Annotated in this window: 9 protein-coding genes and 1 tRNA gene; 9 read left to right on the top strand and 1 reads right to left on the bottom strand. The window is 29.6% G+C overall.

Going from position 1 to position 15,748, the window contains the following annotated elements:
• The 9 genes from ACO409_RS08190 (at position 1) to ACO409_RS08150 (ending at position 14,595) form a co-directional block, all read left to right on the top strand.
• Positions 1 to 71 (top strand) — tRNA-Arg (locus tag ACO409_RS08190).
• 288 nt (positions 72 to 359) lie between these two features.
• Positions 360 to 956: a GNAT family N-acetyltransferase gene (locus ACO409_RS08185; protein ID WP_485556294.1), complete on the top strand. Its 597-nt coding sequence runs from the start codon at positions 360 to 362 to the stop codon at positions 954 to 956.
• 111 nt (positions 957 to 1,067) lie between these two features.
• Positions 1,068 to 2,270, top strand: a complete 1,203-nt coding sequence (locus ACO409_RS08180) for a phosphoglycerate kinase (RefSeq protein ID WP_485556293.1) — start codon at positions 1,068 to 1,070, stop codon at positions 2,268 to 2,270.
• Between the two features lie 468 nt (positions 2,271 to 2,738).
• Positions 2,739 to 3,005: a preprotein translocase subunit YajC gene (yajC, locus tag ACO409_RS08175; protein WP_485556292.1), complete on the top strand. Its 267-nt coding sequence runs from the start codon at positions 2,739 to 2,741 to the stop codon at positions 3,003 to 3,005.
• Between the two features lie 131 nt (positions 3,006 to 3,136).
• On the top strand, positions 3,137 to 4,282 hold the full coding sequence (locus ACO409_RS08170; RefSeq protein WP_485556291.1) for an N-acetylmuramoyl-L-alanine amidase family protein: 1,146 nt from the start codon (positions 3,137 to 3,139) through the stop codon (positions 4,280 to 4,282).
• 24 nt (positions 4,283 to 4,306) lie between these two features.
• Positions 4,307 to 4,852 carry a chemotaxis protein gene (locus ACO409_RS08165; protein ID WP_485556290.1) on the top strand — a complete coding sequence of 182 codons (546 nt, stop codon included), beginning with the start codon at positions 4,307 to 4,309 and terminating at the stop codon, positions 4,850 to 4,852.
• Positions 4,853 to 5,369: 517 nt separating this feature from the next.
• Positions 5,370 to 11,621 (top strand): autotransporter-associated N-terminal domain-containing protein, encoded by a 6,252-nt coding sequence (locus ACO409_RS08160; protein WP_485556289.1) that lies wholly within the window; start codon positions 5,370 to 5,372, stop codon positions 11,619 to 11,621.
• Between the two features lie 301 nt (positions 11,622 to 11,922).
• Complete coding sequence (locus tag ACO409_RS08155; protein ID WP_485556288.1) at positions 11,923 to 13,752, top strand: peptidylprolyl isomerase; 1,830 nt, start codon at positions 11,923 to 11,925, stop codon at positions 13,750 to 13,752.
• 183 nt (positions 13,753 to 13,935) lie between these two features.
• Positions 13,936 to 14,595: a tRNA1(Val) (adenine(37)-N6)-methyltransferase gene (locus tag ACO409_RS08150; protein WP_485556287.1), complete on the top strand. Its 660-nt coding sequence runs from the start codon at positions 13,936 to 13,938 to the stop codon at positions 14,593 to 14,595.
• Positions 14,596 to 14,949: 354 nt separating this feature from the next.
• Here ACO409_RS08150 and ACO409_RS08145 read toward each other — a convergent pair whose 3' ends face one another.
• Positions 14,950 to 15,426 carry a thioredoxin family protein gene (locus tag ACO409_RS08145; protein ID WP_485556286.1) on the bottom strand — a complete coding sequence of 159 codons (477 nt, stop codon included), beginning with the start codon at positions 15,424 to 15,426 and terminating at the stop codon, positions 14,950 to 14,952.
• Between the last annotated feature and the right edge of the window lie 322 nt (positions 15,427 to 15,748).

The raw sequence follows: 15,748 nt of genomic DNA, 5'->3' as shown, positions 1-15,748 counted from the left end.
GTAGCTCAACTGGATAGAGCGTCTGACTTCGGATCAGAAGGCTTGGGGTTCGATTCCTCACGGGTACGCCATTTTTTTTAATAGGACTTAACAATCTCGTAGCTTTAGCCATGAGAGATTCAGATAAAATTCATTTTAAAAATTGTTTTTTGTGGTAAAATGACTTTGTAAATTAAAAAGTACCTAAAATAGTTTATTTAACAAGTTGAAGTTTAACAATTTTTTACAAAAAAAGCAGCTTTTTTCTTAAATATAGAGAAAGGCTGTTTTTTTATGGAAATTTTTTGAAAAAAATGTTAATATTTAACAAAAGGTAGAAAGAAGAGTTTGCATAGAGAAAGTTAAGAGGTAATAGCATAATGAAATTAGAAAAGAATAATTTAGTTTTTAGATTTGCAGCTGAAAAGGATGCCAAAGAAATTTTGGATATTTATAAGCCATATATTGAAAATACAACAATAACTTTTGAGTATGAAGTGCCTACGACTGAGGAATTTAGGGAAAGAATTAGAGAAATTTTGGAGGAGTATCCATATATTGTATGTGTATATGAAGGGAAAATTATTGGATATGCTTATGCACATAAAATTTGGAGCAGGGCTGCTTACCAGTGGGATGCAGAGCTTTCAGTTTACACAGATGAAAATTATGCAGGAAATGGAATTGGAAAAAAATTGTATAAAATTTTAATTGAAATATTAAAGCTGCAAAATGTTGTGAATGTTTATGCTCTTGTAACTTATCCTAATGAAAGTAGTGAGAAACTGCATAATTATTTTGGATTTAAAAAAGTTGCATTTTTTGAAAATTCTGGATATAAATTTGGAAAATGGATAGGTGTCACATGGTTTGAAAAGGCTATTTTAAAATATCCTGAAAATCCAAAACCAATTAGTAAAATATCACAAATTGAAAAAATTAAGTTGAGACAAATTTTAGAATCTGAAAAAATATAAAAATGTTTTGAGATTATATCTTAAATTACTTGAAAATCAGATTAAAGAGTGGTATAATTCAAAGTAGGAAACAAGAGATTTTATGAATAAATTTTAGGAGGATATAACGAAATGGCTAAAAAGACTTTAAAAGACTTAGATGTAAAAGGTAAAAAAGTATTAGTAAGAGTTGATTTCAATGTACCAATAAAAGATGGAGTCATTACAAATGATAATAGAATTACAGCTGCGCTTCCAACTTTAAAATATATTTTGGAAAATGGTGGAAGAGTTATTGCATTTTCTCACTTAGGAAAAGTTAAAGAAGAAGCTGACAAAGCATCAAAAACTTTAGCTCCAGTTGCAAAAAGATTGGAAGAACTTTTAGGAAAACCAGTTAAATTCGTTCCTGAAACTAGAGGACCTGAATTAGAAAAAGCAGTTTCTGAACTAAAAGATGGAGAAATCTTAATGTTTGAAAACACTAGATTTGAAGATTTAGATGGTAAAAAAGAATCTAAAAATGATCCTGAATTAGGAAAATATTGGGCATCACTTGGAGATGTATTCGTAAACGATGCATTCGGAACTGCACATAGAGCACATGCTTCTAATGTAGGAATTGCTTCAAATATCAAAGATTCTGCAGTAGGATTTTTAGTAGAAAAAGAAATCAAATTTATCGGTGGAGCAGTTGATAATCCTGAAAGACCATTAGTGGCTATTTTAGGAGGAGCAAAAGTTTCTGATAAAATTGGAGTTATTGATAACTTGTTAGAAAAAGCTGACAAAGTAATTATTGGTGGAGGAATGATGTTTACTTTCTTAAAAGCTGAAGGTAAAAACACAGGTTCTTCATTATTAGAAGCTGACAAAGTAGAATTAGCCGCTTCATTAATCAAAAAAGCAAAAGAAAAAAATGTTGAATTATTATTACCAATTGATACAGTTGTAGCAAAAGAATTTAAAAATGATACAGAATTTAAAACAGTTTCTGTAGATGCTATTGAAGATGGATGGATGGGATTAGACATAGGAGAAGCTTCTGTTAAATTATTCTCAGATGCTTTAGTTGGTGCAAAAACAGTAGTATGGAATGGACCAATGGGAGTATTTGAAATGGAAAACTTCGCAAAAGGAACAATCGGTGTATGTAAAGCAATCGCAGAATTACCTAATGCTAAAACAATCATCGGTGGTGGAGATTCAGCAGCAGCAGCTATCCAATTAGGATTTGCTGACAAATTCTCACATATTTCAACTGGTGGAGGAGCATCACTTGAATACTTGGAAGGAAAAGTATTACCAGGAGTAGATGCAATTTCTGAAAAATAGAATAACATATTTGTTTATGGGAAATTTTGTTCTGAATAATAGAATAAATAATCATAATAGTAAAAAATATTGAAATAAGGTTGGGACACAAGCCTTGAGCTGTCATTAATTTGTATTCTGGAATAATTGGCAGCAAAAAAATCTTATGGAAATGAATTTATTTAATAAATTTATAAATTTTAAAGTAATAGAGTTAGAAGTACATAAGAACCTTAACGTTTAGTTATGGGTGTGTCAATTAAATTTAAATAACTAAAAATAATTTTTTCATTTTAATAAAATTTAGAAAAAGATCTCCCGCTTATATTAAGTGGGAGATTAATTTTTAAAAGAATGTATTGTCAAGTCAAGTACGACAAAAAAGTAAAAATAATACAAAAAATATTTTTTTGAAATTGAAACATAAGCTAAATTGTGCTATAATTAAAAAAGATTTTAAAATTTAAGAAGGAGGGAAACATAACAATTATGAATAAAAATTCAATGGGAGTAATATTAATTTATGTAGTATTTATGGCAGTATTAATTTTACCAACGTATTTTGCAAATAAAAAAAAGAAAAAACAGAAAGCTGAACTAATGGAAAATTTAAAAGTAGGAAGTAAAATAACTACAGTTGGAGGAATCCAAGGAACTATTACAAATATTTTTACAGATACTGTAGAAATGAAAATTGATAAAAATGCGAAAATGACTATTCTTAAATCTGCAATTGAAAGAATCGAAAAAAAATAAATTTAATAATTTTATTAACTGAAAACAAAATAGTACATAATATGAGTAAAAGTTTAAAAATTAGAATATTATATCAATAAGATTTTATAGACTTTTATGAATAGTTAATAAAATAAAAATAGGAGGAAAATATGAAGAGGATATTGTTTTTTTTATTACTTTTTGTAAGTGCAGTTACGTTTTCCGATACTTTAAAAAATATTTCATATAATAACGGAAAAGTTATTGGGACGTTTAGGGAAGATAAACAGATTATTCCAAATGCTTCTGTTACAAAGTTAGGAAGCGAAGATGTTCTAATGTTAAGTTTTGCAGATAGCAAAATGGAAAGTGGTACACCTGCATATATTAATAAAAATGATCAGTATATAAGCAAAGTTTATACAGTTGAAAATAATGGAATGGTAGTGGTGTATGTATATTTGAAGCCATCTACGACTTATCAAGTTACTAGCAGAAATGGAGAGTTTCAAGTAACATTAGGCAATAATGTACAAAATACAACAGTACAAAAGCCAGCGTATACTGTTGTACCGCAAAGACAGGTAAGCAGTAATAGTGATACTAATACACGTATAATTCAATCTCCGTATTCAAGACAACAAACTAATATTCCAAGTTCAAGAGGAAATAAAAAATATACGATAGTTGTAGATCCAGGACATGGTGGACATGATTCAGGAGCAAGAGGAAATGGATATAATGAAAAAGATATAGCATTACAAGTGGCAACAAAATTGGCTAATAATTTAAGACAGGATTATAATGTTATAATGACAAGAGATTCGGATTTCTTTGTGCCATTAGATACAAGAGCAAAAATCGGAAATGATGCAAATGCAGACTTTTTTATAAGTATTCACTTAAATTCAGGAAATTCATCAGCGAATGGAACAGAAGTATATTATTTTAACAAAAAAGATCAAGGAAGTTATGCTGCACAAGTAGCTAAATTTGAAAATAGAGTTGATGGAAATTATGGAGATGTTCCATTTTCAGACTTTATTTTAAATGATATTTTTTATAAGAAAAATCAAAAAACAAGTCAGGCTATTGCTGAATCTGTGTTAAATAATCTTATAAACACAACAGGACTTAGAAGAAGAGGGGTATTGGGAGCAAACTTTGCAGTACTTCGTGGAAGTAATTCGCCATCAATACTTGTAGAACTAGGATTTATGAATAATTATTCTGACTTATCACAATTTTTGACACCAGATGGTCAGGAAAGAGCTGCAAGTGCAATTGCAAGTGCAATAAGAAATTATTTTAAATAGTACTATCCATATTAGGAGAAATTTATGCAAAAAAAAGAAGAATCAAGAGAAGAACCTAAAAAGAAAAAAGGATTTTTTAGTAGTGCCTTTTTTGTAATATTACTTTTTTTAATAACAGCTGCTGTAGTTGCAACAAATATATATGATAGAGACAATAGCGAAGAAATACATGTAACTGTTGACAAGAATCTAGTAAAGGAAACAGCACAAAATGAAAAAACCCAAAATAAGATTTCTATATTTGTATTTGATCCCGATACAAGGACAGTCAATGAAAAAGAAATTACAGTTCCTCGTCAAATAAACTTGATAGAAGGAGATTTTATAAACGGAATTATCAGAAATTCAAGCTATATCACAGATGATATGAAGTTTAGAAGTGCTTACAGCCTTAGAATTGATAATGTAAATACAACAGTTGTAAAATTAAATGCAGCATTTGCAAATTTGAAAAAAAATCCTGAATTATTTAATGGATTTTCTCAAGCTGTTACAAATACAATCTTAAAAAACTTTCCCAATATTCAGAGTGTTATAATTCAAATAGATGGGGAAACAAATGTTCAATAAAAAGTAAGTTATTTAAGAAAAAATAATTTAGACTGCTTTGATATTATTAAATGTTAATATTAAAGCAGTTTTTTTTATGAGATTTAGCATTAGTCTAGTAAAACTGGATTCAAGAACTATAAATATTTTGCACAAACTTTAGTTTGTATGATTTTTAGTAGTTCAATTTTGAATAGGTTTGAGTATGTAAATAAAAATATTATGTTTTTAAATAAATTTTAAAAAATCTCTTGTTTTTATTTTTTCCTTTATGATATAATAGGTAGAAAGAATTTTTTTTGGAAATAATGAATTTGTTGTAAATTCTGTTTTAGTAAGGGGTTAAGCCTTCTTAATGGAACATAAATAAAATATGTTTTTTGTTTTTAGAATGGAATTTATTATTAAATACGGTGAAAATAATTATCACTTAAACCATTACAAAAATCACTTTTTCCTGTATTTAAAATAATTATTATTTTTGAAAAAAATTTTTAAATTAGAAATTTGAACTATAAAAAAGTAAAAGGAGATAGCAGTGACTAATAATTTATTACAGTTAAAAAAGGATTTAAAGTCGTTTGCTAAAAAATGTAAGGACTTTAAGTATACAGATTCAGCTTTATTTACATTTTTGTTAAACGGAATGTTAATTTCAGTAGGTGAATTGAATGCAGAATCAAAGGATTCGGGAATTAGTAACCAAATGAATTTGATTAATTCTTCAATAGGTCAAATGCGAAAAGACTTTAAGCATGCAAGATCTGAAAATAACAAGTTAATCAAAAATACAAACTTGGAACTTACACAATTAATGGAACAGGGAGATCATGTAACAAAATCTCCATGGAGCAGCTGGCAAATTGGAACAAATGATTTTTACAATGACTGGCATGGACATTTTAAGGGTAGAGGAAATCGAGTTCAGGAAGGTAAATTTTACCAAAGAGATACTACAATGGGAAAATACAACTATCAGTTAAAAAATTTAAGTACTTATGGAGCAACAAGACTGAAATTAGATTCTGATAATATGGAAAAACCAGTAGAAATCCAAGTAGATGCTTCATTAAGAACGTTAGCAATAGATAAGCCAGCACCTACTTTTGTGCCTACTACGCCTAGTGGAGGATTGCCTCCATTTGAGCCATTGATGGTAACTCCGCCTGTTATTAATCCTAAGAATGTTAATATTAGTCAACCACCTCAATCACCAACAATAAATGTAGGGTATGAAGATGTACCTAATGATTATATAGGATATAATAAAAATGGAACTATGATAAATAATAGTTTATTGTCTCAATTAGATCTTACTGGTGGAAATTTTAATTTATTTTTTCATGGTGGAGGTCAGCCTTATGACTATTCATTTATAAATGCTTCAGAAAATGCCGCATATACACCAACACCAATATTTAGTGCAATCCACCTTCCTTCTTCAGACAATGGAACATCCCCAAAAGTAGCATTTTTTGGTATGGGTGGTAAACTTCTTGCAGAAATACCAAGTAATGTAACTGTAAATGCGGTTTCTAATGTATCTGGTAATGTGAATGTGCTTTATTATATGGGAAATAATAACGATGCATCTAATCCAGAATCAAAATTAATTCACAAAGGAACTACTAATTTATATGGAAATGATTTATTAGTTGTAAAAATAGATAACGTAAGTAGTAATGGCAATATCACATTTGTAAATGAAGGTAAAATTAATGGATATGCTCAAAAAGGGACATATACTGATTTGGTTACAGGAATACCTGGTGGAACTGGAAATGATCCAAAAGGGCATATTTTTGCAGCATTTACATATGGTGATGCTGGAGTTGATACTGTTGAAAATGGAAGTAATGGAGTTATTGAATTTTATGCACCTAAAAGTTATGGTTGGGTTTATACATCAGCTACAAATGCTCCGTTGAAAAGAAGTTCTATTAATAATGGAATTATGAGATTATTTGGGAGTGAAAGTATAGGAGTTTCAGGAACTACAAATGATGATCCAGTAGTTCAGACTTCTTGGGCTGATATCCAATTAAATAAACCAATAGAAATATATGGAGATAAATCAGTAGGAGTTAGTTTCTTGGCAGAATCTAATAATACAGTTTCTCCTAATTTTTCCAATTCAAAATTTAATGTGCAAATTGGAGGTTCAGCATTAACGGCACAAGATGCTACTTATGGAGATACAGAAGGAGATGTATCAAAAGTTCAAAACTCTATAGGAATAAATTTTGATTTCACAGGAGCAAATGCAGGATTTATAAATAAGGATGTGAACAATTATATTGTAAAATTAGAAGATAATGCTAAAAATTCAACAGCTATAAGATTAGGGCAAGCTAAGCTTACATTTAATGATTCAGCTGCTAGTGGGATAACTGTTGGTGGGGAAGATAATATAGGGTATCTTTCAGATGGAGGTACAAATAATAATTTAATTTATAACAATACAGCTAATAATTTTAAGGTTAGTGGAAAAAATGCGATATTGTTTGCTGCAAAAGATGGAGGGACATTGAAAGTAAATAATTCGTTGCCTTTATCTTCAACATCAGTTAGTGGAAATGGGTTCACTTTGGCTTATTCTGAAGGAGCTGGATCGACAGCAACATTGGATAAAGGTGCTACTGGAGAAGTTGTCGGTTCTGATGCAGTGCTGTATTATGCAAAAAATGGAGGGAAAGTAACTATAACAGAAAATGCTGTTGCACAGCCATCTGCTACTGTAAATGCATCAGGAGTAACTGTTGTAACTGATTCGTCAATAGGAACTCCTAAATTAAAAATTTCTGGAAACAATGGAGTTGGATTTTATGCTACAGGTGGAGGACAGATTGCAGCGGAAAACAGCTTTGTAAAATTATCAGACGGATTAGTTGGTGCATATAGTGATGGCTTTTCAAGTAATATAGATTTAAAAAATTCGATTTTAGATTATAAAGGAAATGGTTATTCCATTTATAGTGGAAATAATGGAAAAATTGACTTGCAAGGAAGTACAGTTGTTTTAAGGGGGAAAGCAATAGGAGTACAAGGCTCTTCTTTAAGTGATATAACAACAAATGCAAATACAAAAATAGTTGTTATGTCAAATGATGCTATTCCATTTGAGTTTAAAAATAAAGGAACAGTCAATTTAACGTCTATAGATACAGATTTAGGTATTACTGCTTCAGGAATTCAAGTTATAAATGGAGAAGATGCAACAACTACTTATACTGATTATAAAAAAGCATTTGTAGATGGAATTACAAACTATAATATTGACGCAGATATTGATAAGAGATTAGCTGCAAATATTGCTAACGAATCAACAGATTCATTTAAGTTTGTTAAGAGATATTTAGCTCAACGTGCAGTTTTGAATTTGCAGGCTGGTAAAAATGTAACAGCATATTTAAGTTCTTCAGACTTAACAGCAACAGGGATGAAAGCTGTTGTCGGACTTGATATGAGTTCAAGCAGTTCAGCAGCTTCAAATAATGAGACTCAAATAAATCTTGCAGCAGGTTCTAAAGTTTCGGCAGACAGAACAGATGCTGGAAACGGAGCAGTAGGATTATTTATAAACTACGGAAAAGTTCATACTGATCCATCAGCTACAATAAATGTTGAACAATTAACAACAAACCCTCATAATGACAGTGCTGTAGGTATTTATGCAGTAAATGGTTCTGAAGTAAATAATGAAGGTACTGTAAATGTTGGTGGAAATAGTTCGATTGGATTATTAGGATTGGCGTATAGAGAAGATGCGACTACCGGGGCACCAAAAGTAAATGAATTTGGAGGAAAATCTGGTGAAGGAACAATTAATATTGTAAATAAAGGTAATGTTACATTGGACGGAACTACATCTTATGGAATTTATGTGAAAAATAATAATTCAGCAGGAACAAAAGCTGGTGCTACTGGAAAAAATACAGGAAGTGGAGTGTTGACTTTATCAGGAGATAAGTCTATCGGAATGATAGGAGATAAAGCAACATTGACAAATGATGCAGGTGCAAAAATCAATATGACAGGACAAGAACAAGTTGGAATGTTTGCAAATAATAGTTCATCATTAATAAACAATGGAGAAATTAATTTGGCGACTTCGACAGGTTCAATTCCAAGTGTAGGGATCTATACTAATGATGCGGCAACAGATATAACAAATAACGGTAAGATTAATGGTGGAAATAAAAATTACGGAATCTTTGGAACAACAGTAACTCAAGGAGCAACGGGAGAAATTACAGTTGGAGATGAAGGAGTTGGAATTTATTCAACAGAAGGAAATATTACTTTAAATGCAGGTTCAAAAATAAAGGTTGGAGCAAATAACGGAGTTGGAGTATTTACTAATGGAACAGCAGGAAGAACGATAAATGCCGATACAAATATGATAATTGGAGATTCTTCGTTTGGTTATGTAATTAAAAATACAGGGCCAACAACTTTAACGGCAAATGGAACAGCTACATTAGGAAATGAGGCTAAGTTCATTTATTCTAATAATAAAGATATAACAGTAACAAATAATGTTCCATTAACTTCAACAGGAAATAACACTTACGGAATTTATTCTGCAGGAACAGTGATAAATAATGCAAATATTGATTTTGGAAGAGGAACAGGAAGTGTGGCAATATATGCGACTAATGGTGGAAATGCTACAAATAATGCAGTAATTTCAGTAAGTGGAAGTAATTTATCAGCAACTCCAGTTCCAGAATACGGAATGGGAATGGCTACTTCTAATGGAACAATAATAAATAATGGAACAATAAAAGTAGCAGTTGATGAAGGAATTGGAATGTTTGCTTCAGGAAGCGGTTCAAAAGCAATAAATAATGGTACAATTGAATTAAGCGGAAAAAATACAAAAGGAATGTATGTTGATAATAACGCAGTAGGAGAAAACTGGGGAATTATTAAAACAGTTCCAACAGCAAATAATGATGGTATCTTAGGTGTAGTTGCCACAGGTGGTGGAGTAATTAAAAACTATGGACAAATTATTGTAGATGGGCCTAATAATAAAGCTGGATATCTTGGTTCTACAGGAACATTTTCAAATGAATCAGGAGGAAGTGTTACAAATACTGGTGGGGCAGAAGGAGTTGTAAGAAAATCTGGAAGTCCTACAAGCAAGACAGTAGGAGGAATTGAAATTATAGCACCAGCAGGAGCAACTTCGGCTACAATTAAAGTAAATGGTTTAGTTGTTATGCCGACTTATGTTGATACAAATGCAAAAACTAAAACACCAAGTTCAGTATCAGTTACTTCTCCAAATGGGGCAACAGCAATTGTTGATTTAGGAACAACTGGTTTAGGAAATATTCCAACAAATGAACAAGTTGGATCATTAGGAATGTATATAGATACATCAGGAGTAAATTATACTCATCCAATTCAAGGTTTGAATAATCTTACTGGATTGAAAAAAATTAATTTGATATTTGGTAATGAAGTTACTAGATATACGAATAGTAAAGTTATAGAAATTGGAGATAATATAATAGATCCATATAATAAAATGATACTATCATTAGTTTCATCTGGAAGTGGAACTAAATTTACGTTAAATGCAGGAAGTTTAACTTGGTTTGCCACAGCGACACAAAATTTATCTACTGGTGCTTTAGGAAAAGTTTATTTAGTAAAGATACCATATACTGCATTTGCTCAAGACAAAGATACTTATAATTTCTTAGATGGACTAGAACAAAGATATGGAGCAGAAGAAAGTGGAAGAGAAAAAGAATTGTTTAATAAGTTAAATAATTTAGGAAAAAGTGAATCTCATATTTTAGCACAGGCTGTAGATGAAATGAAAGGTCATCAATATGCAAATATTCAACAAAGAACTAATGCCACAGGAAATGCTCTAGATAATGAGTTTAGCTATTTGAGAAACGAATGGAGAAATCCAACTAAGCAAAATAATAAGATCAAGGCATTTGGATTAAGAGACGAATACAATACTGATACAGCTGGAATTGTTGACTATAAGAGCAATGCCTATGGAGTAGCTTATGTTCATGAAGATGAAAAAGTCAGAATGGGTAACTCAAGTGGATGGTATGCAGGAGCAGTAACAAACAGATTCAGATTTAAGGATCTAGGAAAATCAAGAGAAGATCAAACAATGATAAAAGCTGGAATATTCAAGACAATGTCACCTAAAAAGGATTACAACGGATCATTGCAATGGACAGTTGCAGGAGATGTATTTGCAGGAATTAACAATATGAAGCGTAAATTCTGGATAGTTGATGATACATTTGAAGCTAAATCTACATACCATACTTATGGAGCAGCTCTTAAAAATGAACTTGGTTATGACATAAGAATGAGTGAAAGAACACATTTAAGACCGTTTGGAGCTGTAAAAATGGAATATGGAAGATTTAACAATGTAAAAGAAAACGCAGGACAAATAAGACTACAAGTTAAAGGCAATGACTATTTCTCTGTTAAACCTGAAGCTGGAGTTGAATTTAAGTATGTTCAACCACTTGCAGTAAGAACAAACCTAACAGTAGGAGTGACAGCCGCTTATGAAGACGAGCTTGGAAAACTGCAAAATAGAAATCAGGCAAGAGTAAGATACACAACAGCTAACTGGTATAATCTTGAAAAAGAAAAGGAAGACAGACGTGGAAATGGTAAGTTTGACCTTAACATCGGAGTTGACAATACTAGATTTGGTGTTACGGTAAATGCTGGATATGACACTAAGGGAAATAATGTCAGAGGTGGAATTGGATTTAGAGCAATTTATTAGTTTTCAAACTTTTTAAAAAATGTAAATAATTAAAAAATCGGAAGAGGGAAAAATTATCTTCCGGTTTTTTATTGATTTTCAAATAGAGTTTGGCATTTATACTAAAAATAGAAGTTATATTTTATATTATTTGCTAACAATGAGTTTTGCTTCCATACAAAGAAATTTATAATCATTTCGTTGTTTAAATGGCAAATAGCATTACTCTGTCCTAATTAAAAAAACGATAGAAAAATAAAGGATTATATGCTATAATAATAAAATGATTAGAAGTGAGAGAAGATAGAAAGGAAGATAGACAATGGGATATAGAAGTCACAAAAGAGGAATTCAAATTGCCTCAGCAGTTATGATGGGGATATTTGGAATATCAATGCTTATTACTGGAATATTGTTTTTGAAAAATAATATTTTTGAAGCATCAAAAGGTAACAGGGAAGTAATTGCGACAGTTAATGGAGAAAAAATTTATCGTGATGATTTTGAAAGGGAAGTTTATTCACTAAAAAATCAGTTAAATGAGATAAATCAACAGAAAATACAGCAGTTATCGCAAGCAGGAGTAAATACTGAAAGCATAAAAAATGTTCCTGATGATACAATAAACCAATATGTTTTACAACTTTTGTTAAGTAAGGAAATATTACTTTCATCTGCTAAAAATTTGGGAATAAGAGTAAGTGGAGGAATTGTTAATCAGGAATTTGAAAATTACAGAAAACAATCTAAATTGGGAAGAAACGAGTTTTCACAATATTTGAGATCAATTGGGTATAATGTTACTTCATTTAAAAAAATGATAAAAGATCAAAAAATTGTTGATAAAATGAGAGAAAAATTATTTGCAGACGATAAAGTTACAGATGAAGAAATAAAAAAAGCTTATGAAAGAAATAAATATACTCAAGCTTTTGAAAATCAGGAATTTAATGATGTAAAAGATCAAATTAAAGAAAATATGAAGCAAGATAAAGACATTATGATTTTAAATTCATTTATTGCAAAAGCTAAACAAAAATCTAAAATTGAGTTTAAAGATGAAGAATTTAAAAAGATGTATGATAAAATAACACAAGTTGTGGCACAAAACGGAGAGTATAAATATACAAATGCAGATGTAAATGAACAAATTATAAATGCTGTTTCACAAACTCAGCAAGGTTATTCTCCAAAAATGGCAAATGATTTAAAAAATATGTTAAGAACAAATTTGAATAAATTTATACAAATTGCAAATAAGGCTAAAGCAGCTGGAATAAAGGCAGATGCTGATTTAGTAGGTGTGGATCAGTTAAGAGATTATTCTCAAAAATATTATAATTATTTAGTTGATACTTATAAACCTGATGAAGCTGCATTACAAGCAAGATTTGATGCTAAGAGAGATAGCTACAATACTAAAAATAGTATAGGTGGTTATGTAATTGGAGAAGAATATCAGGCTGGAGAAAATGATTTTGCTGTGGCTAAGAAGCAAGCTGAAGAAATTATGAAAACTACAAATAAAGATAATTTTGCACAAAAAGCTAGAGAATTTTCAAAAGATCCAGGTTCAGCTAAAAATGGTGGAAGTTTAGGAGAAACAGCTGATTTATCAAAACTTGTTCCAGAATTTGCAAATGCAGTTAAAAATGGTAAAGCTGGAGATATTGTAGGACCAATAAAGACACAGTTTGGTTATCATATTATTTATATTCAAAGTAAAGATCCAAAAAATGATAATATTGCTAAAGTCAGTCATATTTTGATAACTCCAACTATTTCAGATGCATCTAAACAAAAAGTTATTAAAAAAATTCAAGATTTAAAAGCTGAAATTCAAAGTAAGAAAGTTACTTGGAGTACTGTGGAAAAACAGGATAAATATAACTTTAGTGTAAAAGAAAGATTTAAAAAGCTAGTTAAAACTGATGCAATTCCAGGAATTGGAATAAATAAAGAATTAATGGATCAAATATTCGCATTGAAAGTAGATGGATTTTTGGAAAGAAATGATGCAACAGGATACTACTTAATTGCAAAAACTTCAGAAATACCATTTAAAGAAGCAACATTTGAAAATTCAAAAGAACGTGTAAGATTGGAACTTGCACATGAATATGCAGATAAGCAATTGGGAATTACACAGTAGGATATATGCTTAATGTATAGTAAAACTAGACTCACATAATTTTTAATAGTTTAGTTTTGTGTATAATTAATATTATTTTTAAATGAAAGTAGTACAAATATTATAAAAACTGTTTTGAATACGAAAAATATTTGAAACAGTTTTTTATTTATATTAATTTTTGTTATAAATAGGGAGTTGAAAATGAGTTATATTGAAAATTTGAAAAGTGCTGATAAAAAAATGATTGTAAAGGAAGAAGGGCTTAAAATAACGGAAGATGCTATTTTACTTTCAAAATTTATAAAAAGTTTTTTTAATAAAAAATATAAGAGTATAAAAGGAGAAAAAAAATTTTTAGAGATTGGAGCAGGACAAGGGGTAATTTCGTTATTACTTTCAGAACTTGATATTGCTTCAAAAATTTTTGCTGTGGAAATACAGAAAGAAGTTTTTGCTACATTGAAAAAAAATATAGAGATAAATAATTTGAATGAGAAAATAATTCCAGTTAATGAGAATATAAAAAACATCAATGGAGAATATGATTTTATTTTTTCAAATCCGCCTTATAAAAAAATTAATACTGGGAAAATGCCTGAAAATAAAGTTAAACAGATTAGCAAATATGAAATTTTTCTGACATTGGAGGAATTAGTTTTAGAAATAAGAAGGCTGTTAAAAAATTATGGGGAATTTTTTATAGTCGTGCCAAACAGCAGGTTAAATGATGTATTTCGATATATTTATGAAAATAAGCTAAATATATTGTCGATTAAAATAAATAAGTATAAAAGGGTGGATTTAGTTATTGTGCATGGTAAAAAAGGCGGGAAAGTAAATTCAGAAATTGAAATTAAGTGATATTGTTTTTTTGAACAAAAAAGAGGATATTGAAATAAAGTTAATTTTGGCAGGGATTATGAACTGTTGACTAATGCTATTCTCCATTATTAAGAATAATAAATTTATTAATTATACCAGAATACTCGCAACTTTAGTCATGAGATAAATGGCATATTTTTTGTTTACAAAAATCAAATATATAATATATGGGATTTTAAAATAAAAAAATAGTTTTGAACCAAGTCAACAGGACGATAATCTTTTTAGTAGATTAAACCTAATATTTACTTTTAAATAATCAAAATAAATATTCGCTTTTTAAACAGGAAATAAATAGTATTTAAGAACCTCGTGATACAAGGAATGAGAGGTTCAGAAAGAAGTTAAATAGTCAACCAGTTCTTTTTCAATTTCTGCATTAAATTTTCCAATTCTGAAATTGTATTTAATGTTTTCAAAATTTTCTGGATTTTCATCCATTTCTTTTTTTACTACATTTGGAAATTCATTCCAAAAAGCATTATATTTTCCATCAATATATGAGATTAGAGTAGGTATTTTAATTCTTTTGTTATCATTTGGGAAAAATTCTTTAGCAGTTTCTCTTGAACGGTAGTCGATTTTTATTTTACTGTTTAAGTCACTAAATTTTTTTAAAAAAGGGACAGTTGCACGGCAGTCTGGACAATAAACTTGTGCTACTGCGATAATTGTAATATCCTTGTCTATACCTTTTATAGCTTTTTCAGTTTCTTCTGACAAATAAATTTTTTCTATGATTCTCAACTGCTTTTCATCTTCATGAGCTTCAGTTACTTCAAATTTTAAATAATCTTCAAATGTTGCCATTTTTTCACCTCACAAATTTATTTTTTATTATTGTATCATTATTGTATTAGTTTTTGCAAGTTTTAAAAAATTTTAATTCAAATTTTTTTTGTAATGTGCTAAAATCAATATAGGAAGAAATTTCACTATATATGCTCAAACTTTTTGAAAACTAAACTTACAAAATTAAATAAGCAAAATATTCATAATTTTTGAGTTCTGTTTTAGATCAGTTTTACTATACTTTAAAAACTGTGACTATTTTACTCGAACTCTAAATTTATATAGTTTTTAACAAAAGATAGCAAGAAGTCGTAGGCTTTCTATAAGTGGGAGATGAATT

It is taken from the genome of Leptotrichia sp. (genome assembly GCF_057270615.1).
This window is presented reverse-complemented; position numbering and strand designations above follow the sequence as displayed.

Coding starts and splice junctions, on each gene's coding strand:
- ACO409_RS08170 (WP_485556291.1), top strand. CDS start 3,137: ATGAAGAGGATATTGTTTTTTTTATTACTTTTTGTAAGTGCAGTTACG.
- yajC (WP_485556292.1), top strand. CDS start 2,739: ATGAATAAAAATTCAATGGGAGTAATATTAATTTATGTAGTATTTATG.
- ACO409_RS08145 (WP_485556286.1), bottom strand. CDS start 15,426: ATGGCAACATTTGAAGATTATTTAAAATTTGAAGTAACTGAAGCTCAT.
- ACO409_RS08155 (WP_485556288.1), top strand. CDS start 11,923: ATGGGATATAGAAGTCACAAAAGAGGAATTCAAATTGCCTCAGCAGTT.
- ACO409_RS08180 (WP_485556293.1), top strand. CDS start 1,068: ATGGCTAAAAAGACTTTAAAAGACTTAGATGTAAAAGGTAAAAAAGTA.
- ACO409_RS08165 (WP_485556290.1), top strand. CDS start 4,307: ATGCAAAAAAAAGAAGAATCAAGAGAAGAACCTAAAAAGAAAAAAGGA.
- ACO409_RS08185 (WP_485556294.1), top strand. CDS start 360: ATGAAATTAGAAAAGAATAATTTAGTTTTTAGATTTGCAGCTGAAAAG.
- ACO409_RS08150 (WP_485556287.1), top strand. CDS start 13,936: ATGAGTTATATTGAAAATTTGAAAAGTGCTGATAAAAAAATGATTGTA.